The organism is Streptomyces sp. NPDC002640 (assembly GCF_053592575.1).
Map to the genome: position 1 here is coordinate 181162 of NZ_JBSFVZ010000007.1, position 23832 is coordinate 204993.

At 72.9% G+C, this 23832-nt stretch carries 24 protein-coding genes and 2 pseudogenes; 10 read left to right on the top strand and 16 right to left on the bottom strand.

All coding sequences use genetic code 11. From position 1 onward, the window contains the following. Nucleotides 1–21: 21 nt before the first annotated feature. The 8 genes from ACWD3O_RS12175 to ACWD3O_RS12210 form a co-directional block, all read right to left on the bottom strand. On the bottom strand, nucleotides 22–999 hold the full coding sequence (locus ACWD3O_RS12175) for a phosphotriesterase family protein (protein ID WP_451411006.1): 978 nt from the start codon (nucleotides 997–999) through the stop codon (nucleotides 22–24). 4 nt (nucleotides 1000–1003) lie between these two features. Next, nucleotides 1004–1168, bottom strand: a complete 165-nt coding sequence (locus tag ACWD3O_RS12180) for a hypothetical protein (protein ID WP_451415770.1) — start codon at nucleotides 1166–1168, stop codon at nucleotides 1004–1006. Nucleotides 1169–1193: 25 nt separating this feature from the next. Then, nucleotides 1194–1667 carry a hypothetical protein gene (locus ACWD3O_RS12185; RefSeq protein ID WP_451415771.1) on the bottom strand — a complete coding sequence of 158 codons (474 nt, stop codon included), beginning with the start codon at nucleotides 1665–1667 and terminating at the stop codon, nucleotides 1194–1196. Between the two features lie 86 nt (nucleotides 1668–1753). Beyond that, entirely contained in the window at nucleotides 1754–2443 is a 690-nt protein-coding gene (locus ACWD3O_RS12190; RefSeq protein WP_451415772.1) for a hypothetical protein, read from the bottom strand. Nucleotides 2444–2512: 69 nt separating this feature from the next. Continuing rightward, the gene (locus ACWD3O_RS12195; RefSeq protein ID WP_451415773.1) at nucleotides 2513–4201 is read right to left on the bottom strand and encodes a hypothetical protein; all 1689 of its coding nucleotides are present in this window, start codon (nucleotides 4199–4201) and stop codon (nucleotides 2513–2515) included. Nucleotides 4202–4269: 68 nt separating this feature from the next. Further along, nucleotides 4270–4704, bottom strand: coding sequence for a hypothetical protein (locus ACWD3O_RS12200; RefSeq protein WP_451411011.1), 435 nt, complete (start codon nucleotides 4702–4704; stop codon nucleotides 4270–4272). Nucleotides 4705–4827: 123 nt separating this feature from the next. Beyond that, nucleotides 4828–5373, bottom strand: coding sequence for an MOSC domain-containing protein (locus tag ACWD3O_RS12205; RefSeq protein ID WP_451415774.1), 546 nt, complete (start codon nucleotides 5371–5373; stop codon nucleotides 4828–4830). Between the two features lie 82 nt (nucleotides 5374–5455). Beyond that, complete coding sequence (locus ACWD3O_RS12210; RefSeq protein WP_451411013.1) at nucleotides 5456–5926, bottom strand: pyridoxamine 5'-phosphate oxidase family protein; 471 nt, start codon at nucleotides 5924–5926, stop codon at nucleotides 5456–5458. Nucleotides 5927–6181: 255 nt separating this feature from the next. Between ACWD3O_RS12210 and ACWD3O_RS12215 the strand changes: the two genes are divergently transcribed. Further along, complete coding sequence (locus tag ACWD3O_RS12215; RefSeq protein WP_451415775.1) at nucleotides 6182–7036, top strand: class I SAM-dependent methyltransferase; 855 nt, start codon at nucleotides 6182–6184, stop codon at nucleotides 7034–7036. 201 nt (nucleotides 7037–7237) lie between these two features. On the opposite strand, the gene ACWD3O_RS12220 is transcribed toward ACWD3O_RS12215, so the two are convergent. The 3 genes and pseudogenes from ACWD3O_RS12220 to ACWD3O_RS12230 all read right to left on the bottom strand — a co-directional run bounded on the left by ACWD3O_RS12220 (nucleotide 7238) and on the right by ACWD3O_RS12230 (nucleotide 10106). After that, complete coding sequence (locus ACWD3O_RS12220) at nucleotides 7238–7888, bottom strand: DJ-1/PfpI family protein (RefSeq protein ID WP_451411015.1); 651 nt, start codon at nucleotides 7886–7888, stop codon at nucleotides 7238–7240. Nucleotides 7889–8028: 140 nt separating this feature from the next. Next, nucleotides 8029–8991: pseudogene (locus ACWD3O_RS12225) on the bottom strand (GlxA family transcriptional regulator); the annotation flags it as partial. A gap of 92 nt (nucleotides 8992–9083) precedes the next feature. After that, nucleotides 9084–10106 carry an LLM class flavin-dependent oxidoreductase gene (locus ACWD3O_RS12230; RefSeq protein WP_451415776.1) on the bottom strand — a complete coding sequence of 341 codons (1023 nt, stop codon included), beginning with the start codon at nucleotides 10104–10106 and terminating at the stop codon, nucleotides 9084–9086. Between the two features lie 181 nt (nucleotides 10107–10287). Here ACWD3O_RS12230 and ACWD3O_RS12235 point away from each other — a divergent pair, with 181 nt between their 5' ends. Further along, nucleotides 10288–10830, top strand: a complete 543-nt coding sequence (locus ACWD3O_RS12235) for a sugar O-acetyltransferase (protein WP_451415777.1) — start codon at nucleotides 10288–10290, stop codon at nucleotides 10828–10830. Nucleotides 10831–10952: 122 nt separating this feature from the next. Then, complete coding sequence (locus tag ACWD3O_RS12240; RefSeq protein ID WP_451411018.1) at nucleotides 10953–11411, top strand: DUF6314 family protein; 459 nt, start codon at nucleotides 10953–10955, stop codon at nucleotides 11409–11411. On the opposite strand, the gene ACWD3O_RS12245 is transcribed toward ACWD3O_RS12240, so the two are convergent. Further along, a complete protein-coding gene (locus ACWD3O_RS12245; RefSeq protein ID WP_451411019.1) occupies nucleotides 11387–11980 on the bottom strand; it encodes a histidine phosphatase family protein in 594 nt (197 codons plus the stop codon). The genes ACWD3O_RS12240 and ACWD3O_RS12245 overlap by 25 nt on opposite strands. A gap of 97 nt (nucleotides 11981–12077) precedes the next feature. After that, entirely contained in the window at nucleotides 12078–12530 is a 453-nt protein-coding gene (locus ACWD3O_RS12250) for a GNAT family N-acetyltransferase (RefSeq protein ID WP_451415778.1), read from the bottom strand. 184 nt (nucleotides 12531–12714) lie between these two features. On the opposite strand from ACWD3O_RS12250, the gene ACWD3O_RS12255 reads away from it, so the two are divergent. Next, nucleotides 12715–12939, top strand: a complete 225-nt coding sequence (locus ACWD3O_RS12255; RefSeq protein ID WP_451411021.1) for a DUF1918 domain-containing protein — start codon at nucleotides 12715–12717, stop codon at nucleotides 12937–12939. A gap of 97 nt (nucleotides 12940–13036) precedes the next feature. On the opposite strand, the gene ACWD3O_RS12260 is transcribed toward ACWD3O_RS12255, so the two are convergent. Further along, nucleotides 13037–14281 carry a glycoside hydrolase family 10 protein gene (locus ACWD3O_RS12260; protein ID WP_451411022.1) on the bottom strand — a complete coding sequence of 415 codons (1245 nt, stop codon included), beginning with the start codon at nucleotides 14279–14281 and terminating at the stop codon, nucleotides 13037–13039. A gap of 346 nt (nucleotides 14282–14627) precedes the next feature. Here ACWD3O_RS12260 and ACWD3O_RS12265 point away from each other — a divergent pair, with 346 nt between their 5' ends. Continuing rightward, nucleotides 14628–15488, top strand: a complete 861-nt coding sequence (locus ACWD3O_RS12265; RefSeq protein WP_451411023.1) for a 3-hydroxybutyryl-CoA dehydrogenase — start codon at nucleotides 14628–14630, stop codon at nucleotides 15486–15488. Nucleotides 15489–15967: 479 nt separating this feature from the next. On the opposite strand, the gene ACWD3O_RS12270 is transcribed toward ACWD3O_RS12265, so the two are convergent. Both ACWD3O_RS12270 and ACWD3O_RS12275 read right to left on the bottom strand, forming a co-directional pair. After that, the gene (locus tag ACWD3O_RS12270; protein WP_451415779.1) at nucleotides 15968–18226 is read right to left on the bottom strand and encodes an ATP-binding protein; all 2259 of its coding nucleotides are present in this window, start codon (nucleotides 18224–18226) and stop codon (nucleotides 15968–15970) included. A gap of 147 nt (nucleotides 18227–18373) precedes the next feature. Further along, a pseudogene (locus ACWD3O_RS12275) lies at nucleotides 18374–18560 on the bottom strand (alpha/beta hydrolase); the annotation flags it as partial. A gap of 42 nt (nucleotides 18561–18602) precedes the next feature. On the opposite strand from ACWD3O_RS12275, the gene ACWD3O_RS12280 reads away from it, so the two are divergent. The 5 genes from ACWD3O_RS12280 to ACWD3O_RS12300 all read left to right on the top strand — a co-directional run bounded on the left by ACWD3O_RS12280 (nucleotide 18603) and on the right by ACWD3O_RS12300 (nucleotide 23830). Continuing rightward, a complete protein-coding gene (locus ACWD3O_RS12280; protein ID WP_451415831.1) occupies nucleotides 18603–19169 on the top strand; it encodes an alpha/beta fold hydrolase in 567 nt (188 codons plus the stop codon). Then, complete coding sequence (kdpF, locus tag ACWD3O_RS12285; RefSeq protein ID WP_451411025.1) at nucleotides 19166–19255, top strand: K(+)-transporting ATPase subunit F; 90 nt, start codon at nucleotides 19166–19168, stop codon at nucleotides 19253–19255. The genes ACWD3O_RS12280 and kdpF overlap by 4 nt, the downstream gene beginning before the upstream one ends. 8 nt (nucleotides 19256–19263) lie before the next feature. Then, on the top strand, nucleotides 19264–20925 hold the full coding sequence (kdpA, locus tag ACWD3O_RS12290) for a potassium-transporting ATPase subunit KdpA (RefSeq protein ID WP_451415780.1): 1662 nt from the start codon (nucleotides 19264–19266) through the stop codon (nucleotides 20923–20925). A gap of 77 nt (nucleotides 20926–21002) precedes the next feature. Continuing rightward, nucleotides 21003–23105 carry a potassium-transporting ATPase subunit KdpB gene (kdpB, locus tag ACWD3O_RS12295; protein ID WP_451415781.1) on the top strand — a complete coding sequence of 701 codons (2103 nt, stop codon included), beginning with the start codon at nucleotides 21003–21005 and terminating at the stop codon, nucleotides 23103–23105. A gap of 17 nt (nucleotides 23106–23122) precedes the next feature. Continuing rightward, complete coding sequence (locus ACWD3O_RS12300; protein ID WP_451411028.1) at nucleotides 23123–23830, top strand: potassium-transporting ATPase subunit C; 708 nt, start codon at nucleotides 23123–23125, stop codon at nucleotides 23828–23830. Nucleotides 23831–23832 lie beyond the last annotated feature (2 nt).

Here is a 23832-nt window from a genome sequence, read left to right on the forward strand (position 1 = left end):
GTGCCCCGTCGGCGCCCCGGGTCAGCCCTTGCCGTCGAGCAGGCGGCGCGGGACGTCCTCCAGCATGGTCCTGATCTGCTCCTCCGTGACCCCCGACTCCCGTGCGTACGGGAGGACTTCGTCACCGAGGTGCAGGTAGTGCCACTGCGGCAGCAGCGGCAGGGCCGCAGGGTCGATCCAGTCGATGTAGCAGGACGCGTCCTGCGAGAGCACCATGCTCCCGGCGTATCCGCGGCGGCACATCTCGACCAGCGTCGCGGCCCGTTGCTCGAAGGTGACGTCCAGGTGGAGGCCGAACCGGTCCATCCCCAGCACGAAGCCCTCGTCGGCGAGCTCGGCTAGGTAGTCGCAGTCGGTGGAGTCGCCGCTGTGCCCGAGCACGATCCGCGAGGGGTCCACCTGCTCCTCGTCGCACAGCACCCGCTTCACCTCTCCGGCGGTGCGGTTGCCGGGGTGGGTGTGCACGGTGACGGGCACGCCGGTGCGGTGGTGGGCCCGGGCCACGGCCCGCATCACCCGCTCCACACCGGGCGTCAACCCGTCCGCGTCGATGGCGCACTTGAGCATCCCGGCCCGCACGCCGCCGCTGCCGGCGATGCCGTCGGTGATCTCGTCGACGAACAGCTCGTCCATCGGGTCCGGCGTGCCGGGCGCGAGCCCGGGGCCCCGGTGCCGGAAGTAGAACGGCACGCTGTCGTAGGTGTAGATGCCGGTGGCCACCACGATGTTGAGCTCGGGAACCTGCTCGGCCACCCGCCGCACCAGCGCCACATCGCGACCCATGCCGAGCACGGTGGGGTCCACGATCGTCCGCACGCCCTGCGCCGCCAGCGCCCGCAGCCGGGTCACCGCGTCGGCGATCCGCGTCTCGTCGTCGCCCCACTCGCCGGGGCGGCTGCGCTGGACGTCGGCGGTGCGGATGAAGATGTGCTCGTGCATGTAGGTGCGGCCGAGCGCACCGGCGTCGATCTCTCCGCGAACGGTCGGGACGGGGCCCATCTCTTCACGACTCCCTTCGTCGCCGCGTACGGCTCGGCGCACCGTACCGGGCGACCGTGCGGGCGGTGAAGAGGTCCGTCCACCCGGCGACCGCGGCGAGCGCCCCGTCGAGGGTCATCCCGATCCGCAGCGGCGCGACACGGCGCGGCGGGTCCAGCACCAGGTCCATGTCCGGCCGCCCCTCGGCTCGGCGTTCAGTGGTCCGTGACGGTCAGGTGGTACGTGGTGTCCACGACGAAGTCGCCCGCGCGGCCGTTGATCTCGAGCACGTACTGCCCGGCCGCCAGCGGCTCGAAGCCGCCCCAGACGCCCCAGGTCAGGTGCCGCTCACCGCCGTGCCGGAACCCGCCGCGGAACTCCCGCAGCGACAGCCGCACGCCGTTGAGCGAGGCGTCGGCGCGCTCGAACCGCATGCACAGGTGGTCCTGCGAGTACTCCCAGGTGTGCTGGACGTTGAGCACCGGGAAGAACACGGGCCGCCCCGCGGGTATCGCGCAACGCCGCTCCACCCGGCCGCCGTAGGTGCCGGCCAGGAACCAGACGTCCGCCGGCTGGTCCCACCCGGCGTGCTCCCCCGTGGTGTCCCGCACGGGGCTGCGGTCCTCCGGCGCGGACAGCGCCCACTGCCACCAGCGCCCTGCGAGGTGGCCGCCGTCGTCCTCGTCCATCCGCCAGATGCTCCCGGCCGATCGCGCGCCACTCATGTACGACGCCCCCTCCCCACACGCACCGTTGTTTGCGACATGAGATCACGTCAGGACCACGTGTGTCGGCTCAGAGAGCGGCGCCTGGCGCATGCGCTGTTCGGCTGCGCCACCCGCCCGTCGCAACCGGTCGGTCGATCGTCACTGTCGTGCCCCCTGGCTAGCTGCGGGACCACCGTGTTCTCACCTGGCATCGAACGCCCAGAAGACTCCGACCTCTTCGGGCGACACAACGACGCATCCGAAGTCGCCGATGTACTCGGTGAGGGGCCTCCAGCCCTTGACCCGTTCGTGAGATCCGGTGACGGGGTGCTCCGCGCCTCGGTGATGTTGCTGTAGCAGGAGACGCGGTCGCCGTACCGGTCGAGAACGATGCGTGCGTCGGCGAGGGCCGCCGCGGTCTGTTCTTCCGTACCGCTCGGTCCCCATTCCTTGGGCATCTCGGCCAGCAGGCGCACCGCTGTACCGACCGTGACGGGGTACAGCCCTTTCTGCAGCCGTGCCGCGGACAGTGGGACGAACGGGAAGCCAGGTGGGTTCTTGGTTCGCTCCTCGTCGTTGTCCTTGTCCCAGTCCAGGGTGAGCCATCCACGCGGATCTTCGGCCTGCCGGTTCATCACCGCCACCGCGTCCTTGTGCCAGGCGGCAGGGGTTCTCGGGCCGGTAGCCGCGAAGGTGTACACGTCGTCCAGGAGGCGCAGGAGAACGTCCTCCCACTGGCTCTGGGGCAGAGTTCGCATGCTCCCAGCGGACAACGTCACCAGCCCGCCGGTCAACTGTGTCTGCGCCCCAGGCTGGGTGACAACCGCTCATCGCGGCGGCCGTGCCCACGCGGGCAGGGAAGCTCCGGTGCCCGGACGGGCGGCGTCGTAGGAAGCCGGGCGGGTCATGGAGGGCTGCCACGGTTCGGGGCGGGGGCCTGACAGGATGCGCGTCAGCCTGGATCTCCTCGGTGGCGGAGGGGGCGGGCAGCAGCGGCAGGCGCCCCGGCGGTACGTCTGGTTGTACTCCAGGAGGATCTCCACGTGCGCCCGCACGTCCTCCCGTGGGCTGTCGCGCAGCTCGCGCAGGAGGCAGGGGGTGCGGCCGAGGGCGCTGAGGGCGGTGCCGCGTACGCCGGGGTCGGGGTCGTCGGCGAAGGGCGGGAGGGCGTCGTCGGGGAGGGCGTCGAGCATCCGCAGCGCGGAGAGGGCGCGGTCCCGGACGCCGGCGTGCGGGTGGCGGAGGAGGGGGCGCAGCAGGGCGGTGTCCTCCGGGCGGCCCTGTTCCGCGAGGCCGAGGACCGCCGTGGGGACGACGGTGGCCGGGTCGCCGCACAGCGCGAGGTAGTGGGCGTGGGGGTCGCCGCCCGCGGCCCGGACTTCGCGGCACGCCGCCGCGCGGACGCGGCCGGAGAGGTCGGTCAGGTACCGGGGCAGCTCGTCGCCCCGGCCGGCGAGCCGCAGCCGGTCCACGGCGGCGGCACGGACGCGCGTGTCGCGGGCGGTGAGCAGGCGGTCGAGGACGGTGTCCCCCCGCGGGTGGGCGAGGACGGCCGAGCAGGCGTGCCACCGGATCTTCCGGTAGCGGTGGGTGGTGGCGAGGGTGGCCAGGTCGTCGATGCGGAGGAAGTCCGATGCGACGGCGGTGGCGAAGGTACGGAGGCGCAGGCCGTAGGCGCGCTCGTCGTCGAGGTGGGCGAGGAACCGGGAGCGGGCGTCGTCGACGGCCGTCTGCTGTCCGGAGTCGAGGGCGAGACGGAGGGCGGTCGCCACGGCCAGTCCCCGCACGGCCTCGTCGGGGTCCTGTTCGGCCAGCGCCCAGATCCGTGCCGGGGCGAGGTTCCCGTACGCGCCCGCCGCGTCGAGGGCGCAGCGTCGGGACTCCCGGCGGTGGCTGGTCAGGAGGTGGGCGAGTGCCTCGTCGGGCAGTCCACCGATGCGGTCGAGGACGTTGCGCCGCGCCCAGTCCCGGTACCGCCGTGCCTCGCCCACCAGGGCCGCGAGGGGCGCGAGTCGGCGCAGCTGGGTGTCGTCCGCGTCGGCGAGGAGGTGGTCGAGGACGGCGCGGGCGAGGGTCCGGACGCGCTCGTCGGTGTCCGCGCTGCGGATCAGGACGAGGGGCATGACGGAGTCGGGCAGCGCTCCCCGCGCGTCGAGGGTGAGCGCGGCCGCGCGGAGGCGGGGGTCCGCGTGACTGAGGCACAGGGCGATCTCGGACTCGGTGGGCGGCAGGCTCCAGGACGGGGCCCCGGCGCCGGTCCCGTCCTCCTGCCAGGAGGGTGCCCGCTCCCAGTCGGCGATCTCCTGCTGCGGGACCGCGAGAAATCCGACCCGGGTCCAGGAGGTCGACCGCCCGCTGGGGTGGAGCGCCTTGTAGGTCACCCACTTGACCTCGCTGTCGAGGCCGATCCAGTCCTCGGCCTCACCGCGACCGATCGCGGACTCCATGCCCTTGCCGTGCAGCAGTCGCTCGGAGCGGGCGTAGAGCTTGGTGGGGCCGAGGCCGTACGTGGTCATGCGGGACTGTAACTCCGTCGACCACCCCTCCCACCAGGGTTTTTCGGCCCACCCGCCAGCGGGAGGGATCAGCCGGGCAGGGGGCCCGTGTCCGCCGCCGACGGGCCGGGGGTTCCGAGGATGCCGTCCCGGTACGTCTGGAACGCCTGCCAGCCGTTCGGGCCGCCGGGCCGCATCAGGTCGTCGGAGGCGGTGTCGTAGGCGTGGCAGTCCAGGGCCGCGGCCAGGCGCAGCACGGCGGAGACCGCGTCGTCCCCGCCGCCGCGTATGTGGAGCATGATCGTGTCCGTCAGGTCCTTGTCACCGATGTTCAGTTCCATGGACCATCCGTCGCCGCCGAGTTCGCCCCAGCTGGGGTCGGTGAGGTTCACGTCGGGGAACGCGCCGCGTATCCGCGCGTGGAGATCGTCGCGGAGGCCGAGGGGCGGCGGGCCCTCGGGCGGCAGCTCGGTGAGCGAAGCGGTGCCGTGCGGCAGGCGGAGCAACAGGACGTCCCAGCTCAAGGCAACTCCCCGGGGTGCGCGGATGCGGTCTGTGGCCATCATGGCTCGGGGCACTGACAGTCGACCGCGTGCGGGGCACTCGGCACGTGCGCGGAGGCCTCGCGGCCCCGCGCGGCGCGGCCTCTACACGCGCTCCAGCGGGCGGTGCGGCGGGGGCGGGAGTTCGATCTCGATCGGGTCGCCGGGGCGGACGGTCCCTCCGTGGCGCACCACCGCCATGACGCCGGACTTGAAGGTGAAGTCGCCGGACGCGGGGTCGAGGGCGAAGACCTCGGCCAGCAGCCCCTGGCGGAAGTCGTTGATCTTGGAGCACGGGTTGCGCAGTCCCGTCACCTCCACCACGGCCTGCTCCCCCAGGCGCAGCAGCGTGCCGGTGGGGAGGCCGAGGAGGTCCACGTCACGGGTGGTGACGTTCTCGCCGAGCTGGCCGGCGGTGACGTCGAACCCCTTGTGCGCGAGCTCCGTGAAGAGTTCCTCGTGCATGAGGTGGACCTGGCGGAGGTTCGGCAGGTCGGGCTCGTAGGTCATGCGGAACTGGTGGCGGATGGTCGGGCCGGCGTGGACGTCCCCTTCGACGCCGAGACCGGCGAGGAGGGTGACGGACGCACGGGTGGGCTTGCTGAACGAGTACTCCGCGTTACGGCTCACCGCCGCGACCTGGCCTGCCATGACGCACTCCCCCACGTGTCGGGTCCGGGTGGCCGATCCTAGGGGCGGTGCGTCGAGCCGCGTGCGGGTGGGGGCCGGTGGTTCATCCGCCGTCGACGTCCAGCGCCGTGCCGTACAGCCGGTCGGCCTTCAGCCGGACGACCACGCGGCGTTCGGCGACGAGCTGTGCGAGGAACGCGTCCTCGTCCTCCGGGGTGGCGGGCCGGGCCTCCTCCGGGACGACGGCGAGCAGTTCCCTCCCGACCGCGTCGCCGGGCGTCGTCGTGACGTCGGAGACCTCGGCCTCGCCCTCGGCGACGGCGAACGACCAGGGGTCGCCGCCCTGTACGTGCAGTGCGGCTCGCGGCTCGCGGCGCAGGTGCCGCAGTTTGACCCGGTCCGCGGTCGTCGAGAACCGCACCACGCGGGCTTCGGGGTCCCAGTGGTAGAGCATGGTGGTCAGGTGCGGGTGGCCGCTCTTCTTGACGGTGGCGAGCGTGCCGAACCGCTGCTGGGCGAGCAGTCGGGAGAGGGCGGCGTCGGACAGTGGGCGCGGTGCGGGTCCCTGAGGCATGTCGGTCCCAACACCGTTGACACGGAACCTATTTCGGCCCGGCCCCCCCACGGGTGGTGCGGAGGGGTGCGGGGGGCGTCGCTCCACGGTGTCGCGGTCCTCAGGGCAGAGACCGCGGGCCGGCCCCACCCCTCCCCGGCGACCATCCCGGTGACGCCGTGCCCCGGCGCGGCGCGGCTGCGGGGGCCTCGGCCGGGGCGGTCCTCATCGTGGTGCCACGGCTACCGGAGCCGTCCAGGAGGGTGGAGGAACGGCATGACGAACCCGAACGCCGCCGGTGACGCGGACGCCGCGGACCACGCGCTGAAGGCCAGGCACCGCGCGATGTGGGCGCAGGGCGACTATCCGGCGATCGCCGCCGATCTGATCGCGGAGCTGGGGCCCCTGCTGGTCGAGGCGTGCGGGGTGCGCGCCGGGCGGCGGGTGCTGGACGTGGCCGCGGGCACCGGCAACGCGGCGATCCCGGCGGCGCTGACCGGCGCGCAGGTGGTGGCGAGCGACCTGACCCCGGAACTGCTGGAGGTGGGGCGGCGGTTGGCGGAAGAGCGGGGCGCGGAGCTGGAGTGGCGTGAGGTCGACGCGGAGCGACTGCCGTTCGGGGACGGGGAGTTCGACGTCGTGCTCTCCGTGGTCGGCATCATGTTCGCCCCGCATCACCAGGTCGCGGCCGACGAGTTGGTCCGCGTCTGTCGGCCGGGCGGCACCATCGGCCTGATCGCCTGGACGCAGGAGGGGTTCCTGGGCCGGATGCTCGCCGTGATGAAACCGTTCCTGCCTCCGCTGCCGCCGGGCGCGCAGCCGCCGCCGCTGTGGGGTTCCGAGCGGCACGTCCGCGACCTGCTCGGCGACCGGGTGAGCGGGCTGACCGCCGAGCGCCGCACGCTGACGGTCACCGCCTTCCCGACGCCGGAGGCGTTCCGGGACTACTTCAAGCTGCGCTACGGCCCGACGATCGCCGCCTACCGCGCGATCGGTGACGACCCGGACCGGGCCGCGGAGCTCGACCGCGCCCTGGCCGACCTCGCACGGGAGCACGACCGGGGCGGCGACAGCGAGGGCGTGGTCATGGAGTGGGAGTACCTGATGGTGACGGCCACTCGGGCCGGCTGACGCGCCTGCCACCGGTGAGGCGTGGGGTCATGAGGGGGCGCGAGGTCGGGTCGACCCACTTCCCCCAGCCGAAGGCGAAGCGGTAGGAGCGGCGGACCGCATCCGCGCCGCGGACGCCGCGGGCGTACATGACGGCGAGGGTCCTCAGGTACCGCGCGGCGAACCCCGTGGCAACGGCGGCGCCGGGGACGGGACGGCCGGTCAACCCGCGATCGCGGGACCGACGGCCAGGTTGCTGGCCCGCAGCGCCTCCACCAGCTCGGCCGGGGCCGTGGCGGTGGAGCCGGTGCGGTAGGGCGGTTCGGGCGCGTACTCGGTGACCAGCTGGATCGCCTCGGCGACCCGGTCGCCCGCCGCGCGGCCCGCGAGGTGGAGCGCGAGGTCGATCCCGGCCGACACGCCCGCCGCGGTGGTGTACTTCCCGTCGACGACGATCCGTTCGTCGTCGACGGGTGTCGCGCCGAACATGCCCAGGAGCTCCAGGCAGATCCAGTGCGAGGTGGCCCGGCGTCCGGTGAGGAGACCGGCGGCGGCGAGCAGGAGGGAACCCGAGCAGACGGACGTGGTCCAGGTGGTGTTCGCGTCGACGGCCCGGATCCAGTCCAGCGTCGGACCGTCACCGACCAGGGCCTCGGTCCCCGGGCCGCCGGAGACGACGAGGACGTCCGGGTCGGTCACCTCGGAGTACGCCGCGTCGGCGGTGAGGGCGAGGCTGCCCATGTCGGTGCGGACCGGGCCCCTGCGGGCCGCGGTGAAGACGACCTCCGCGCCGGGGACCCGGGAGAGCACTTCGTACGGCCCCACCACGTCCAGCGCGGTGAAGTTCTCGTAGATCAGGAAGGCGATCTTCATGGTCGTCGGTCCTCTCGGTCGGCGGCGGCCGCGGTGTCCGCGGTGCCGGTGGTGCCGGCGCTGACAGCAGTGCGGGCAGTGCCGGTAGTGACAGTGGTGCCGGTGGTGGCGGTCACGGTCCTGGGCGCGACGGCGACGGCGGGGGCGGCGGCCGGCCGGAACCGGCGCCGGTACTCGGCCGGGGGCACGGACAGCGCGCGGACGAAGGCCCGCCGCATGGCCTCCGCCGTGCCGTAGCCGCAGGCGCGGGCGACCTCCGCGACGCCGTCCTCGGTGTCCTCCAGGCGACGGCGCGCCGCCTCCAGCCGCACCGAGTCCACGTACCGTCCCGGGGTCGTCCCGACCTCGGCGGTGAAGGCGCGGGCGAAGTGGCGCGGGGAGAGGGAGGCCCGGCGGGCCAGAGCCTCGACCGACAGGTCGTCGTCGGGGTGCTCGGCGATCCAGCTCTGCACCTGGCGCAGCGGGTGCCGTTCCGCGAGCTGCGCGGCGAGCTGGGTGCTGAACTGCGCCTGGTCGCCGGGCCTCCGGAGGAACACCACCAGGTGCCGGGCGAGGCGGAGCGCGACGTCCCTGCCGAGGTCCTCCTCGACCAGCGCCAGGGCGAGGTCGATGCCCGCGGTGACCCCCGCGGAGGTGGCGATCGCGCCGTCCCGCACGTAGATCGGCTCGGCGGCCACCTCGGTCTCCGGGAAGCGCCGGGCAAGCGTGTCGCAGTACGCCCAGTGGGTGGTGGCACGCCGGCCCGCCAGGAGTCCCGCCTCGGCGAGCAGGAACGCGCCCGTGCAGACCGACACCACCCGTTCGGCCCCGACCGCCAGCTCGCGGATCCGCCGTACCACCACCGGGTCCGGCTCGGCGGTGCCCGCGCCGCCGGGCACCAGCAGCGTGTGCGGCGGCGCGACGTCGGCCAGGTCGGCGTCCGGCATGATGCGGAGCCCGCTGGACGCGCCGACGGGTCCGCCACCGGGCGAGGCGGTCGTCACCCGGTAGCCGCCGGGCCGCCCCGCCGCCCCGGCGGCCCCGGCGAACACCTCCAGGGGCCCCGTGACGTCGAGGCTCTGCACCCCCTCGTACAGGACGAGGAGCACGCTCCGTTCCTTCATGTCGTCGAGCCTGGCAGCGGGCCGTCATGGCCGCAATGACGGGCTTCCCACCTTTCCTGCCATGCGGTGGTGACCCTGGACGGGTGGCCGGGTCAGCGCCAGCCGAGGGCCGGGGCGACGTGGGTGAGGATGGCCTCCAACACGTGGGCGTTGTAGTCGACGCCGAGCTGGTTGGGGACCGTCAGGAGCAGGGTGTCGGCGGCGGCGATCGCCTCGTCCTTGGCGAGCTGGTCGACGAGGACGTCGGGTTCGGCGGCGTAGGAGCGGCCGAAGACGGCGCGGGTGTGGGCGTCGATGTTGCCGAAGTGGTCCTGGGAGTCGGTCTCGCGGCCGAAGTAGGCACGGTCCCGGGCGTCGACCAGGGTGAAGACGGACCGGCTGACCGAGACCCGCGGCTCACGCTCGTGTCCCGCCTCCCGCCAGGCCTCGCGGTAGGCCTCGATCTGCTTGCGCTGCTGGACGTGGAGGGGCTCGCCGCTCTCGTCGTCCTTGAGCGTGGAGCTCTGCAGGTTCATGCCCAGCTGGGCGGCCCACACGGCGGTGGAGTTGGAGCCGGAGCCCCACCAGATGCGTTCCCGCAGGCCCTCGGAGTGCGGTTCGACGCGCAGCAGCCCCGGCGGGTTGGGGAACATGGGGCGCGGGTTCGGCTGGGCGAAGCCCTCGCCCTTCAGCACCTCCAGCAGCACTTCGGTGTGCTTGCGCGCCATGTCGGCGTCGCTCTCGCCTTCCGACGGGCGGTAGCCGAAGTAGCGCCAGCCGTCGATCACCTGTTCCGGTGAACCGCGGCTGATGCCGAGCTGGAGCCGGCCGCCGGCGATCAGGTCGGCGGCGCCGGCGTCCTCCGCCATGTACATGGGGTTCTCGTACCGCATGTCGATGACGCCGGTGCCGATCTCGATCCGTTCGGTGCGGGCTCCGATCGCCGCGAGCAGGGGGAACGGGGAGGCGTACTGCCGCGCGAAGTGGTGGACGCGGAAGTACGCGCCGTCCACTCCCAGCTCCTCGGCGGCCACGGCGAGGTCGACGGCCTGCAGGAGGGCGTCGGAGGCGGTCCGTGTCTGCGAGTGCGGGGTGTCCGACCAGTGCCCGAAGGAGAGAAAGCCGATCTTCTTCATATGTTCTTCAACACATCGGATCGTGGTTCATTCCGCCCGGAAAGGTCGCGCGGCGGCCGGTGCGGGGGACGCCCGCAGCGGACCGCAGGTCGTCACATAGAGTGCCGTCGCGAGAGGGTCCAGGCCGTTCGCCACAGGGGGAAGGTCCGCCCCGTCACCGGTACGCAGAAAGGATCGCGGCATGTCCAGCGACCGCCTCATGCGCATCCACAGCCCCGAGTTCCAGGCCATGGCCGAGCGGGTCCTGCGGGTCACCGAGCTGACCTCCCGCCTGAACGTCCTGCCGTTCGACGACGAAGCGCGCAAGGCGGAACTGCTGGAACAGATTCTCGGCAAGCCGTTGCCGCCGAGGGTCACGATCTATCCGCCCTTCTTCACGGACCACGGCCTGAACCTCGACCTCGCCGAACGCGTCTTCATCAATCAGAACTGCACGTTCCTGGACTACGCCGGAATCCGTATCGGCGAGCGCGTGATGATCGGACCGAAGGTCACGTTCATCACCAGCGGCCACCCGGTCGACCCCGGGGAGCGGCGGCTGTACCTCACCGGCGCGCCCATCGATGTGGCGGAGAACGTGTGGATCGGTGCCGGCGCCACGATCCTGCCCGGCGTCAGCATCGGCCGTGACGCCGTGGTCGCCGCGGGTGCGGTCGTGGCCGACGACGTTCCGCCGGCGAGTCTGGTGACCGGCGGCAAGGCGACCGTGCACCGGCAGTGGTGACGGCGGAGCGGGACCGCGTTCGACCGCGGCCGGAAGGAATAGGGACGAGGGACCGGGGACAAGGGGCCAGGGACCGGGGACGGCGGTCCGAGGGACGACAGCCCGAGGGAGCGTGGGAAGTGATGCCGGAGGAGTTCCACCGGGTGCCGGACCTGTGGGCCTATCTGCCCGGGAGCTGGCGCACCGAGCGCACCGTCCGTGACCTGGCCTCCGGTGACGAGGGGCGGTTCACCGGGACCACCGTCTTCGGGCCGCTGCCGGCACCGGAGGACGGGTTGCTGCAGCGGGAGGACGGCGACTTCCTGTGGCAGGGCGTCTCCCGCCCCGCCGGGCGCACTCTGCGCCTGCTGCCCGGCGCCGCCCCCGGTGAGGCGGACGTGCGGTTCTCCGACGGCCGGGAGTTCCACGCCCTGGACCTCTCCGCGGGCCGGTTCACGGCCGTTCACCCGTGCGCGGCCGACCTCTACGAGGGCGAGTTCACGGTGCTGGACGCCGACCGGTGGCGCACGGTGTGGCGGGTGCGCGGTCCGGCGAAGGATTTGGTGCTGACCACGGACTACGCCCGCACGGGCGGGGCGTAGGGCACGTCCAGGCGCAGGCTCCAGCGGCCGGGCCGGCCCAGGACGGTGACCGCGGCGAGCGGCCGGACGTCGACGTTCCAGTACACCGAGGGCGGCGCCTTCAGGGCGTAGGTGAGCGCGGCCCGGATCACCCCGGACTCGGCGACGGCGACCATGGTGGCCCCGTCGTCCGAGGGCCGGGTGTCGAGCCAGCCGCCGACCCGCGCGATGAAGGAGTACAGCGACTCCCCGCCGTGCGGCGCGGAGCGCGGGTCGGCGAGCCAGGCGTCGACCGCGTGCGGCTCGTGGGTCATCGCCTCGCCCAGCGTCATGCCGCGCCACCGGCCCATGTCGCAGTCGCGAAGGGCTGGCTGGACCAGCGGGACGTAGCCGAGCAGCTCGCCCGTGGCCCGGCTGCGCGGGGTGGGCGAGCAGTAGCGCAGGTCGGCGGCGGCCAAGGGCGCCAGGCCCGGCACGGCACGCTGGATGCCCTCCCAGGACTCCCGGTCCAGAGGGCTGTCGTCGTCGAAGCGCTCGGCGATCGGGCGGGTGCTGCTCGCGGCTGCAACGAAGGTGACCCGAACATGCATGCGGTGATGTTCGACCTGTCGGAGGGGCGGGTCAAGGGGGCGTGGCCCGCCGATCGTCAGGGGGACGCGCGGCCGTGCACACGGGCTGGAGCGCCGCTCACACCGGCTGGAGCGCCATGAAGTGCTCCGGACGGGCGAGCGGCGCGAAGCCGAGGCGGGCGTAGACGTCGTGGGCGTCGTGGGTGGCGAGCAGGATCCGGCGGAGCCCGAAGGGGCGCAGCTCCTCCCGCACGCGCGCCACCAGGGCGGTGCCCAGCCCCTTGCCACGGGCCGCGGGGTCCACGTAGACGTCGCAGAGCCAGGCGAAGGTGGCGCGGTCGGTGACCACGCGCGCGTAGGCGACCTGGGCGCCGACGGCGTCGTACACCCCGAAGTTCAGGGAGCCGGCCATGGCGGCCTCCTGCTGGGCGAGGTCGCGGCCCAGTGCCCAGTAGGCGTCGGTGGAGAGCCACCGGTGGACCCGTGCGACGTCCACCCGGGCGGGGTCGGCGGAGAACTCGTGGCCGTCGGGCAGCGGGGGCGGGACGGTGGCGGCAGGCGTCACGGTCATGGCCGGGACGCTTCCACGGCCCGCTCGGGCGTCGCAAGGCGATTTCCGCGGCCGCGGCGGGTTGGGATCGCGGTTCCGGGCCCGGATCGCAGCCCCTGCCGGACCCGCGCCCCGCTCGTAGACTCGAAAACGGAGGGGGAGCTCCCGGAACGGATCGCTTGACGACGAGACGAGGAGGCCCGCCATGTACGCACACGTGGGCGACCGGCTGGTGACGCACGGCAGGGTGGTCGGCGCGGGCGACCGGACCGCCGAGGTGACCGAGGTGCTCGGCCCCGGTGGCAGCCCGCCCTACCGGGTCCGGTTCGAGGACGGCAGCGAGGCGATGCTGTGGCCGGGCCCGGACACCGAGGTCAAGCACCTGACGACCGGCCCCGGAGTCACCGGCAGCGGCAGCCACCGGCTGTAGACCCGCTGACGGGGCGTGGCCCGGACGGCCACGGCACGCGCCGTCCGGGCCGCACCCCCCGTCGCGCCCGTCGCGCCGCAGGGTGGCGGCGGTGGCGTCAGTAGTGGTCGGCGACCACCCGCGCCAGGGCGCCGGACGGGTCGGCCGCGACCTCCTTCGCCGAGAAGAAGACGTGGCCCCCCACCTCGGGCAGCGCCGCCGCCAGTTCCAGGTGGCGGGAGAGTTCGCGCACGTCCTGCCACGCCGCGGCCTGGGCCGGGTCACCCGCCTTGTAGAGCGCCTCGCCGAGGTACAGCGCCGTCCCGGTGCCGCGTGCCGTCTCCGCCCACCACTCGGCCAGTACGGCGTAGTCCGCCGCGCTCTGCCCGATGTGCCAGTAGAGCTGCGGCACCACGTAGTCGATCCAGCCCTCCCGCACCCACGTGCGGGTGTCCGCGTACAGGTCGTCGTACGTCTGGACGCCGCCACGGGTCCGGGAGCCGCGCGCGTCGGTGGAGGCGTTGCGCCAGACGCCGAACGGGCTGATGCCGAACCGGGTTCCCGGCCGGGTGGCGCGGATCCGTGCCGCCGTCTCGCGCACCAGCCGGTCGATGTTGTCGCGCCGCCAGGCGGCGCGCGTGGCGAAGGCGTCCCCGTACGCCGCGAACGCGTCCCCGTCGGCGAAGGCCTGGCCGGCCACCGGGTACGGGTAGAAGTAGTCGTCGAAGTGGACGGCGTCCACCGGGTAGCGCTCGACGGCGTCGAGGATCGCGTCCTCGACGAAGGCGCGGACCTGGGGCAGACCCGGGTTGTAGTACAGCTTGCCGCCGTACGGCACGACCCAGTCCGGGTTCCTGCGGGCCGGGTGCCCCGCCACCAGGCGGGACGGGTCGGTGTGCGCGGCCACCCGGTAGGGGTTGAACCAGGCGTGGAGCTCCAGGCCCCGGGCGTGCGCCTCCGCCACGGCGGTGCCCAGCGGGTCCCAGCCGGGGGCGCGGCCCTGGGTGCCGGTGAGGTAGGCGGACCACGGCTCGTGCGGGGACGGCCACAGGGCGTCCGCGGTGGGCCTGACCTGGAAGATCACGGTGTTCAGCCGCCGTTTCACCGCGGCGTCCAGGTACCTCAGCAGCTCGTCGCGCTGGCCGGCGGCGCTCAGTCCCGGCCGTGAGGGCCAGTCGCGGTTGCCCACGGTGGCCAGCCACATCCCGCGCATCGCGCCGGCGGGGGCCCGGCCACCGCCGGCCGGGGCACCCGTCCCCGGCGCCGGCCGGGCGGCGGCGGGCCCGGCCGCGCCGGTGGCCAGCAGCGCCGGAAGGGCGGCCAGCGCGGTCGCGGCGAACGTCCTGCGGGAAAGCCCGGTCATCGGCCGTACCTCCATCGGGTCACGCGGCGTCGGTCACACATCGGTCGGCCGCACATCGTCGGGTCACACGTCGTCGGTCACACATGGGTCGGCCGCACATCGTCGGGTCGCGCGTCGTCGGCTCACGCTCCGGGGCGCCGCCTCCTGTCGCGTACCGCCACGCCCCGCCGCGTCCCTCACGTTTCGCGGCCACCCGGGCACGGGCAGTACCGCTGGGGCAGCGGTCACCCAGCATGCCCCACCCGAACGATCGATCGTCGGAGCCGCGAAGGTAACGTGCTCGATCGGAGCAGGCGCCGACCGACGGCACCCTGTCCGACCCGATGATGATCACGAAAGGGACGATGTGAGCGACATCGAACGCGTGGGAGTGGTGGGCTCCGGCCAGATGGGAGCCGGTATCGCCGAGGTCTGCGCCCGCGCCGGTCTGGACGTGAAGGTCGCCGAGGCCACCGGCGAGGCACTGGAGATCGGGCGCACCCGGGTCTTCACCTCGCTCCAGCGGGCGGTGGAGCGCGGCAAGCTCACCGAGGAGGAGCGCGCGGCCACCGAGGCGCGCCTGGACTTCACCACCGACCTCGGCGAGTTCCACGACCGCGACCTGGTGATCGAGGCCGTGGTCGAGAACGAGCTGGTCAAGACGGAGATCTTCCAGGTCCTGGACCAGGTGGTCACCCGTCCGGACGCCATCCTGGCCTCCAACACCTCGTCCATCCCGCTGGTGAAGCTGGCCGTCGCCACGTCGCGGCCCGACCAGGTGGTGGGCATCCACTTCTTCAACCCGGCGCCGGTGCAGCAGCTCGTGGAGCTGATCCCCGCGCTGACCACCTCCGAGGGCACCCTCAGCCGTGCGCAGCTGTTCGCCGAGAAGGCCCTCGGCAAGCACTCCATCCGCGCCCAGGACCGTTCCGGTTTCGTGGTCAACGCGCTGCTGATCCCGTACCTCCTCTCCGCCATCCGGATGTTCGAGTCGGGGATCGCCAGCCGCGAGGACATCGACAACGGCATGGAGATGGGCTGCGCCCACCCGATGGGCCCCCTCAAGCTCTCCGACCTGATCGGCCTCGACACGGTGGCCTCGGTCGCGTACTCGATGTACGAGGAGTACAAGGAGCCCCTGTACGCCGCTCCCCCGCTGCTGCAGCGGATGGTCGACGCGGGGCGGCTGGGCCGCAAGACGGGCTCGGGCTTCTACACCTACGGCTGACGGCGGTCTGGTGGGCCTGTCCCGGTGGTTCTCGGGTCAGGCCCACAGGGTTCCGTGGCGGACGCGGGGGCGGCGCGCTGCTTCATCGGCCAGTCCTTCTTCGGCGTCACTCAGCCATGGGGTGACGGCCTTGCGCACGTGATCCGCCGTGCGTCCCGCCCGGTGCGAGCGGTAACTCCGCTCACCCGTCAGGGCACCGCCGGGCGCGTCGAGACCCGGGCCACCGGCCTCGTTCCGAGGGGCTGGAGAACCCGACCTCGCCGGCCGTGAGGGGGACCAAGGTCTACGTCGCGAACGGTGCCTACTTCACCGACCAGGATCCCGACCTCCTCACCGTCCGGTTCGCCGCCTGCGCGTAGCGACGGCCCAGTCGCCATCGCGGGCCGCCCGGTCGGACGACCCGGGAACGGCTCCGTCCGGGCCGGGGGACACACCGCTGACCCGCGTCATCCGCCCTCGCCGTCGGCCGGGCGTACCGCTCACTCGGCGGGGAGCGAGTCCAGGAGCTCCTGTGCGGTTCTCATGTCTTCGCTGTCGGCCGCTTCGCCGATCGCGAGGGCCTGTCGGAGGCAGGAGCGGGCTTCCTCGGTCTCTCCCATTTCGAGCAGGGCCTCTCCCAGATGGAGCAGCCCCTCCGCCTCCCTGTGGTGCACGCCGATGCGGCCGAACTGGTCCACGGCGTCGCGGTATTCCTCGGCGGCCTCGCGCCACCGCCCCAGGAGGGCGTAGTCCCTGCCGAGAGCCTCGGTCGCGACGGCACGGTAGGTGTCGGCGGTCCACCCAGTCACGGGGCAGTCCGGGGCGTTGAGGAAGGTGATGATGCGCCGGTGCTGGGTCGCGGCCTCCTCCGCCCGGCCCAGGTCGCGCAGGGTGGCCCCGTGTGCGCCGATGGCGTCGATCCAGCCTTCGTGGTCGCCGGCCGCTTCCAGCAGGTCGACGGCGGCGCGGGCCTTGTCGTAGCCCTTCTGGATCTCGCCGAGCTGCCGGTGGGGATACACCGCGTTGAGCAGTGCCCAGCCCTGCTGAGCGGTGTCCTGGGCGGTGCGGGCGTGCTCCAGCGCCTCGTCCGCCCGTTCGATGCTCTCGCGGTACCTGTGCTCGCGGGGGCCCAGTACCTGGGCGTAGTAGTTGAGGTGGACGGCCTGCAGGTACGGGTCGTCGAGTGCGGCGGCGGCCTCGCTCGACAGGCGGAAGACCTCGAGCCAGTGTCCCCAGTAGAGCGACAGGCTCGCGAACCAGTCCAGGGCATCGGCCGTCTCCACCACCCTGGCGTGCTCGCTCCGCCCGGCCGCGCCACGCAGCGCGGTGAGCCAGGCAGGGGCTTCGTCCTGGAGCCAGGCACGGGCCTGCTCGGCGCTGTCCAGGGGAACCAGGCCCTGCCAGGAGGGCGGCGGCGCTCCGTATCCGGGCTCGTACCAGCGGCCGGCGACGACGGCGGTGTCCAGCAGCCAGGTCCGCAGCCGGTCCTCTGCCGCCTCCCGCTCGTCGGGCCCCTCCTCGCGTGCGAGCCGGCCCCGGGCGAACAACCGCAGCAGGTCGTGCAGTTGGTAGCGGCCGGTGAAGGCGGCCTGGAGCAGCCCGGCCTCCACCAGCTCCTCCATCACCTCCTCGGCCTCGACCACGCCGGTCCCGGTCAACGCGGCGCCGTAGGCGGCGGTCATGTCCGGCGCCGGAACCAGGCTCAGCAGCCGCAGCATCCGCGCCGCCGGACCGGACAGTTGCCGGTAGGACAGCTCGAACGCCGCCTCCACCCGCACGTCGCCGGCGGTCAGGGCGCCCAGTCTGCGTTCCTCGTCCGTCAGGCGTCGGACGAGGTGCTCGACGCTCCATCCCGAGCGGACCGCCAGCCAGTTCGCCGCCACCCGCAAGGCCAACGGCAGGCGTCCGCACAGTTCCACCACCCGCGCGACCGACTCCGCTTCCGCGTCCGCCCGCTCCGCGCCGACGATCCGGCGCAGCAGCTCGACCGCCTCGTCCCGCGTCATCTCCGCGAGCGTCAGCCGGTCGACGTCCTCCAGGCCGGTCAGCGGCCGTCGGCTGGTGACCAGCACCAGACTCCGCCCGGCGGAGGGCAGCAGCGGGCGGACCTGGCTCTCGTCCCGGGCGTTGTCCAGCACCACCAGGCACCGGCGCTCGCCCAACAGGGCGCGCAGCAGCCCCGCACGCCCTGCCTCGTCCTCCTGCCCCAACAGGCGGTCCGACACCCCCAGGGACCTGAGCAGCCTCAGCAGCGCGTCGTCCGGGTCCACAGGGCCCTCCACCCCGTGGAGGTCCACCACGAAGCACCCGTCGGGGAAGTGTTCGGCCAGGTCCGCTGCGGCCTTCAGCGCCAGCGTCGTCTTTCCGCAGCCCGGCGGACCCGAGACCACCGAAACCGACATCCGCGCACCGGCGCCTGCCCGTGCGGCGGTCTCCCGCAGCCGCGCCAGCTCACGGTCGCGGCCCGTGAAGTCACCCACCGACCGCGGCGGCGTCGTCATGCCTGTCGCCGTGACCGCACGCGGCACATGTCCCGCCCGGGCCGCCGTCAGCAGCGCGTCCCGCTCCGTCTCCGGGAGATAGAGGCCCTCCGCCAACGCGACCACCGTGCGCCGCTGCGGAACCCGGCTGCGCCCCCGCTCCATGTCGCCGATCGCCCGGACGCTCACACCCGAGGATTCGGCCAGCTCCTCCATCGTGAGACCAGCCTGCTGCCGCAGACCCCGTAGCACGCCCCCGAACGACTTCTTCCCGGACAAGACCAGCCCCTCCTCCTCTCCGGGAAGAATACGGCGGCCGCGCGGGGCACCGCACGCGGCCGCCGCGGGCAGGCGTCGCGAGCTGCGCGTCCGACCAGCGGCCGGCCGCGCGGGAGGGACGCGGCGGTGCGGCGTCCGTTCCCCCGCTCAGCCGGGCGTCCGCAGCGGACCGTGCGGCGTGCCGTGGTCTCCACGTGGTCGGCGGACGGAAGGGCCCTTGGAAGGGCCGCGCGGTTCCCTCGGCGGGCAGGATGCGGTGTCGGCCGTGCCGTGCCGTGCCGTGCAGGATCGGGGCCGGCACGTCGACGGCCGGGGTGTCGGACCGGAAGTCGGTGTTCCTGATCCGCGTGCCGAGGTTCTCGTCGAGGTTGCAGAAATCCGTGAAGAGGTCGCTGCAGTACGCCCCGCACTGACCGCCCGCGGCCTGAAGGTGGTGGCCCCGGCGGTACCCAACCGCAGCCTGCTCGGTGACTCCGCCCACATCGCCTCGGTCGTCCGCCAGATCCCCGGACCGGTCGTCCTGGTCGGACACTCCTACGGCGGCGCCGTCATCACCGTGGCCGGCGCGGAGGACAACGTCGAAGCGCTGGTCTACCTGGCCGGCTACGCGCTGGAGGAGGGCGAGAGCCCCGGCGAGCTGCAGGGCGGCTTCCCGGATTCCGACCTCGCCGCCGCGCTCGTCCACACCCCCTTCCCGATCGAGGGATCGCCCGCTCGCTCGCGATCAGGTGCTGTAAGAGATCCGTCAAGGCTGGTCACTCCGGCGTATGGGAGCTGTCAACGGGCGGCTCGATCGGGCCACGGGGGTGCTTCGCTCGAGGCGTCCCTACTCACCGCAGCTCTCTTCCAGGAGTTCGTGATGGCCGATCCGGCCTTCCTCGTCACCATGATCGCGGGTATCGCGCTGGTGGCACTCGTCGCCAAGGGGGTGGCGAAGCTGTGACCGTCGAGAACATCGTCGGCCTGGTCGTCGCCGTCGCCCTGGTGGGCTACCTCGTCCTCGCCGTGATCCATCCGGAGAGGTTCTGAGTCCCGTCATGAGTCCTGTCACCGCGGGCGTGCTCCAGATGCTGGCCCTGATGGCCGTCCTGGCGCTCGTCCATGTTCCGCTGGGCACGTACATGGCCCGCGTCTACACCTCCGGCAAGCACCTGCGGGTCGAGAGGTGGATCTACCGGGGGATCGGCGCCGATCCGGAGATCCAAATGCGCTGGCCCGCGTACCTGCGCGGCGTGCTGGCCTTCTCGCTGGCCGGTCTTCTCCTCCTCTACCTGCTGCAGCGGCTCCAGGGCGTCCTGCCGGGGTCGCTCGGCTTCGCCCCGGTCGGCCCGGCGCAGGCGTTCAACACGGCCGTGTCCTTCGTGACCAACACCAACTGGCAGTCGTACTACGGCGAGCAGACCATGGGGCACGTCGTGCAGACCGCCGGTCTGGCCGTGCAGAACTTCGTGTCCGCCGCCGTCGGCATGGCCGTCGCCGTGGCGCTGGTACGCGGCTTCGCCGGGTCCCGCTCGGGTGAGCTGGGCAACTTCTGGGCCGACCTGGTGCGCGGCACGGTCCGCGTCCTGGTGCCGCTCGCGGCCGTCGCGGCCGTGGTCCTGGTGGCCTGCGGCGTGATCCAGAACTTCGCCGGCATCCACGAGGTCGGCCAGTTCACCGGCGGCCCCCAGCAGTGGAACGGCGGCGCGGTCGCCTCCCAGGAGGCCATCAAGGAGCTGGGCACCAACGGCGGCGGCTACTTCAACGCCAACTCCGCCCACCCCTTCGAGAACCCGACGGCGTTCTCCAACCTGTTCGAGATCTTCCTGATCCTGCTGATCCCGGTCTCGCTGACCCGCACCTTCGGCGTGATGGCCGGCTCGGTGCGGCAGGGCTACGCGATCCTCGCCACGATGGCGGTCATCTGGGTGGCCTTCGCCGCCCTGATGCTGTGGACGGAGTTCGCCCACCAGGGCGCGGCGCTGCAGGCGGCGGGCGGGGCGATGGAGGGCAAGGAGACCCGCCTGGGGATCGCCGGCTCGTCCCTCTTCGCGGTGTCCACGACGCTGACGTCGACCGGCGCGGTGAACTCCTTCCACTCCTCCTACACCGGCCTCGGCGGCGGCATCACCATGCTCGGCATGATGCTGGGCGAGATCGCGCCCGGCGGCGTCGGTTCCGGCCTCTACGGCATGCTCGTCATGGCGGTCGTCGCCGTGTTCCTCGCCGGCCTGATGGTCGGCCGGACGCCCGAGTACCTGGGCAAGAAGATCGGCTCGCGCGAGATCAAGCTGGCGGCCCTCTACATCCTGGTCACCCCGACGCTGGTGCTCGTCTTCACCGCCGTGTCGATGGCGCTGCCGACCCCCGCGAACTCGATGCTCAACTCCGGCGCGCACGGCTTCTCCGAGGTCCTGTACGCCTTCACCTCGGCCGCGAACAACAACGGCTCGGCCTTCGCCGGCCTGAACGTGAACACGGACTGGTTCAACACCACGACCGGGCTCGCGATGCTCCTCGGCCGCTTCCTGCCCATGGTGTTCGTCCTGGCCCTGGCCGGTTCGCTCGCCGGGCAGAGGCCGGTCCCGGTGACCGTCGGCACCCTGCGCACCGAGAAGCCGCTGTTCACGGGCCTCCTGGTCGGCGCGATCCTGATCGTCACCGGTCTGACCTACTTCCCGGCCCTGGCGCTCGGTCCCCTGGCCGAAGGGCTCGCGTGATGACCACCCGCCCCACCCGCCCCACCCACCCCACCCACCTCAGGAAATCCGTTCGACCGTCGGAGTCGGAGGACCCCATGGCCACAGTCACTCCCACCCGGGCGCCGCACGGCGACGTCCCCACCGGGCACGCTCCCGACCAGGGGCGCGTCGGCGCCGGCCTCTTCGACCCCCGGCAGCTGCTCCGGTCCCTGCCGAACGCCTTCCGCAAGCTGGACCCGCGGGTGATGGTGAAGTCGCCCGTGATGTTCGTGGTGTGGATCGGCGCGGCCCTGACCACGGTGTTCTCCTTCACGGACCCGTCCGACCTGTTCGGCTGGGTGATCAGCGGCTGGCTGTGGCTGACCGTCGTCTTCGCCAATCTGGCCGAGGCGGTCGCCGAGGGCCGCGGCAAGGCCCAGGCGGACACCCTGCGCAAGGCGAAGACCGACACGGTGGCCCGCCGTCTCCGCGCGGACCTCGGGACCGAGGAAGAGGTCCCGGGTACCGGCCTGCGCGTCGGTGACCTGGTGGTCTGCGAGGCGGGCGACGTCATCCCCGGTGACGGCGACGTCGTCGAGGGCGTCGCCTCGGTCGACGAGTCGGCCATCACCGGTGAGTCGGCCCCCGTCATCCGCGAGTCCGGCGGCGACCGCAGCGCCGTCACCGGCGGCACCAGGGTGCTGTCCGACCGGATCGTCGTCAGGATCACCACCGAACCCGGCAAGACCTTCATCGACCGGATGATCGGCCTGGTCGAGGGCGCCGCCCGGCAGAAGACGCCGAACGAGATCGCGCTCAACATCCTGCTGGCGTCGCTGACGGTCGTCTTCCTCCTCGCCTGTGCCACGCTGCCGCCGTTCGCCCGGTACGCGGGCACCGAGCTGGAGCTGGTGGTCCTGGTCGCCCTGCTGGTCTGCCTGATCCCGACCACGATCGGCGCCCTGCTCTCCGCCATCGGCATCGCGGGCATGGACCGCCTGGTCCAGCGCAACGTGCTGGCCATGTCGGGGCGCGCGGTCGAGGCCGCGGGCGACGTCTCCACGCTCCTGCTCGACAAGACCGGCACCATCACCCTCGGCAACCGGCAGGCCGCCGAGTTCGTGCCCGTACGCGGGACCACCGCCGCCGAACTCGCCGACGCGGCCCAGCTGTCCTCCCTCGCCGACGAGACCCCGGAGGGTCGTTCCGTCGTCGTCCTGGCGAAGGAACGGTACGGGCTGCGCGAGCGCCACCAGGGGGAACTGGTCGGCGCCGAGTGGATCACGTTCACCGCCCAGACCCGCATGTCGGGTGTGGACGTCGGCGGACGCCGGGTGCGCAAGGGCGCGGCCGGCTCGGTCGTCGCCTGGGTCCGGGAACGGGGCGGCACGGTGGCCGCGGAGACCGACGCCGTCGCCGACCGGATCTCCGAGGCCGGCGGCACCCCGCTCCTGGTCGCCGTGGACGACGGGCGCGGGGCCCGGGTCCTGGGGGTGATCCACCTGAAGGACGTCGTCAAGACGGGCATGCGGGAGCGGTTCGAGGAGCTGCGCCGGATGGGCATCCGGACCGTCATGATCACCGGCGACAACCCGCTGACCGCCCGGGCCATCGCCGAGGAGGCGGGCGTCGACGACTTCCTCGCCGAGGCCACCCCCGAGGACAAGATGGCCCTCATCAAGCGGGAGCAGGCGGGCGGCAAGCTGGTCGCGATGACCGGCGACGGCACCAACGACGCCCCGGCGCTCGCCCAGGCCGACGTCGGCGTGGCCATGAACACCGGCACGTCGGCCGCCAAGGAGGCCGGCAACATGGTCGACCTCGACTCCAACCCGACCAAGCTCATCGAGATCGTCGAGATCGGCAAGCAACTGCTGATCACCCGGGGCGCGTTGACCACCTTCTCCATCGCCAACGACGTCGCCAAGTACTTCGCGATCATCCCGGCGCTGTTCGCCTCGGTGTACCCCGGGCTCGACACGCTCAACATCATGCGGCTGTCCTCGCCCGACTCCGCGATCCTGTCCGCCGTCGTCTTCAACGCGCTGATCATCGTCGCCCTGGTGCCGCTGTCCCTGCGGGGCGTGCGGTACCGGCCGATGGGCGCGGACCGGATGCTCCGGCGCAACCTCGGGATCTACGGCCTCGGCGGCCTGGTCGCCCCCTTCGTCGGCATCAAGATCATCGACCTGCTCGTCTCGGTCGCCCCCGGGCTGTGACTGGAAAGCGTGCTGCCATGAACAACTCCCTCGTCAACACCGCCCGTTCGCTCGGGGCGGGGCTGCGGGCCCTGCTCCTGCTGACGCTGGTGACCGGCGTCGTCTACCCGCTCGTCGTCACCGGCGTCGCCCAGGGGCTCTTCCCCGGCAGGGCGAACGGCTCGGAGATCACCTCCGGGGGCGAGGTCGTCGGCTCGTCCCTGATCGGGCAGTCGTACACCCTGCCGCTGAAGGAGGGCCAGGAGACCCCGGACCCGGACCTGCGGTGGTTCCAGGGCCGCCCCGCCAACGGGCTCGGCGTCAACAGCCTCAACACCCGGTACCGGCTCGTCCTGTCGGGAGCCACCAACCTCGCGGCCGACAGCGGGGCCGTCGGCGGACGGTGCACCGCCGAGTCGGCGGAGGGCTCGCTCTGCGCCCAGGTCCTGGCCGCCAGGGCCGCCGTCGTCGAGGACAACTCGGTGCCGGGTCACGAGGTCGACCCGTCGGACGTTCCCCCGGACGCGGTGACCTCCTCCGGCTCGGGCCTGGACCCGCACATCTCGCCGGCCTACGCGCACCTGCAGGCCCACCGGGTCGCCGAGCGCAACGGCCTGCCCGTCACCCGGGTGGAGGAGCTGGTCGAGGACCACACGGAAGGCCGTTCCCTCGGCTTCCTCGGGGAGCCGCGGGTGAACGTCCTGGAGCTCAACGTCGCGCTCGAGCGCCTCGTGGCGAGCCGCTGACC

Coding starts and splice junctions, on each gene's coding strand:
- ACWD3O_RS12175 (WP_451411006.1), bottom strand. CDS start 999: ATGGGCCCCGTCCCGACCGTTCGCGGAGAGATCGACGCCGGTGCGCTC.
- ACWD3O_RS12180 (WP_451415770.1), bottom strand. CDS start 1,168: ATGGACCTGGTGCTGGACCCGCCGCGCCGTGTCGCGCCGCTGCGGATC.
- ACWD3O_RS12185 (WP_451415771.1), bottom strand. CDS start 1,667: ATGGACGAGGACGACGGCGGCCACCTCGCAGGGCGCTGGTGGCAGTGG.
- ACWD3O_RS12190 (WP_451415772.1), bottom strand. CDS start 2,443: ATGCGAACTCTGCCCCAGAGCCAGTGGGAGGACGTTCTCCTGCGCCTC.
- ACWD3O_RS12195 (WP_451415773.1), bottom strand. CDS start 4,201: ATGACCACGTACGGCCTCGGCCCCACCAAGCTCTACGCCCGCTCCGAG.
- ACWD3O_RS12205 (WP_451415774.1), bottom strand. CDS start 5,373: ATGGCAGGCCAGGTCGCGGCGGTGAGCCGTAACGCGGAGTACTCGTTC.
- ACWD3O_RS12210 (WP_451411013.1), bottom strand. CDS start 5,926: ATGCCTCAGGGACCCGCACCGCGCCCACTGTCCGACGCCGCCCTCTCC.
- ACWD3O_RS12215 (WP_451415775.1), top strand. CDS start 6,182: ATGACGAACCCGAACGCCGCCGGTGACGCGGACGCCGCGGACCACGCG.
- ACWD3O_RS12220 (WP_451411015.1), bottom strand. CDS start 7,888: ATGAAGATCGCCTTCCTGATCTACGAGAACTTCACCGCGCTGGACGTG.
- ACWD3O_RS12230 (WP_451415776.1), bottom strand. CDS start 10,106: ATGAAGAAGATCGGCTTTCTCTCCTTCGGGCACTGGTCGGACACCCCG.
- ACWD3O_RS12235 (WP_451415777.1), top strand. CDS start 10,288: ATGTCCAGCGACCGCCTCATGCGCATCCACAGCCCCGAGTTCCAGGCC.
- ACWD3O_RS12240 (WP_451411018.1), top strand. CDS start 10,953: ATGCCGGAGGAGTTCCACCGGGTGCCGGACCTGTGGGCCTATCTGCCC.
- ACWD3O_RS12245 (WP_451411019.1), bottom strand. CDS start 11,980: ATGCATGTTCGGGTCACCTTCGTTGCAGCCGCGAGCAGCACCCGCCCG.
- ACWD3O_RS12250 (WP_451415778.1), bottom strand. CDS start 12,530: ATGACCGTGACGCCTGCCGCCACCGTCCCGCCCCCGCTGCCCGACGGC.
- ACWD3O_RS12255 (WP_451411021.1), top strand. CDS start 12,715: ATGTACGCACACGTGGGCGACCGGCTGGTGACGCACGGCAGGGTGGTC.
- ACWD3O_RS12260 (WP_451411022.1), bottom strand. CDS start 14,281: ATGACCGGGCTTTCCCGCAGGACGTTCGCCGCGACCGCGCTGGCCGCC.
- kdpA (WP_451415780.1), top strand. CDS start 19,264: ATGAGTCCTGTCACCGCGGGCGTGCTCCAGATGCTGGCCCTGATGGCC.
- kdpB (WP_451415781.1), top strand. CDS start 21,003: ATGGCCACAGTCACTCCCACCCGGGCGCCGCACGGCGACGTCCCCACC.
- ACWD3O_RS12300 (WP_451411028.1), top strand. CDS start 23,123: ATGAACAACTCCCTCGTCAACACCGCCCGTTCGCTCGGGGCGGGGCTG.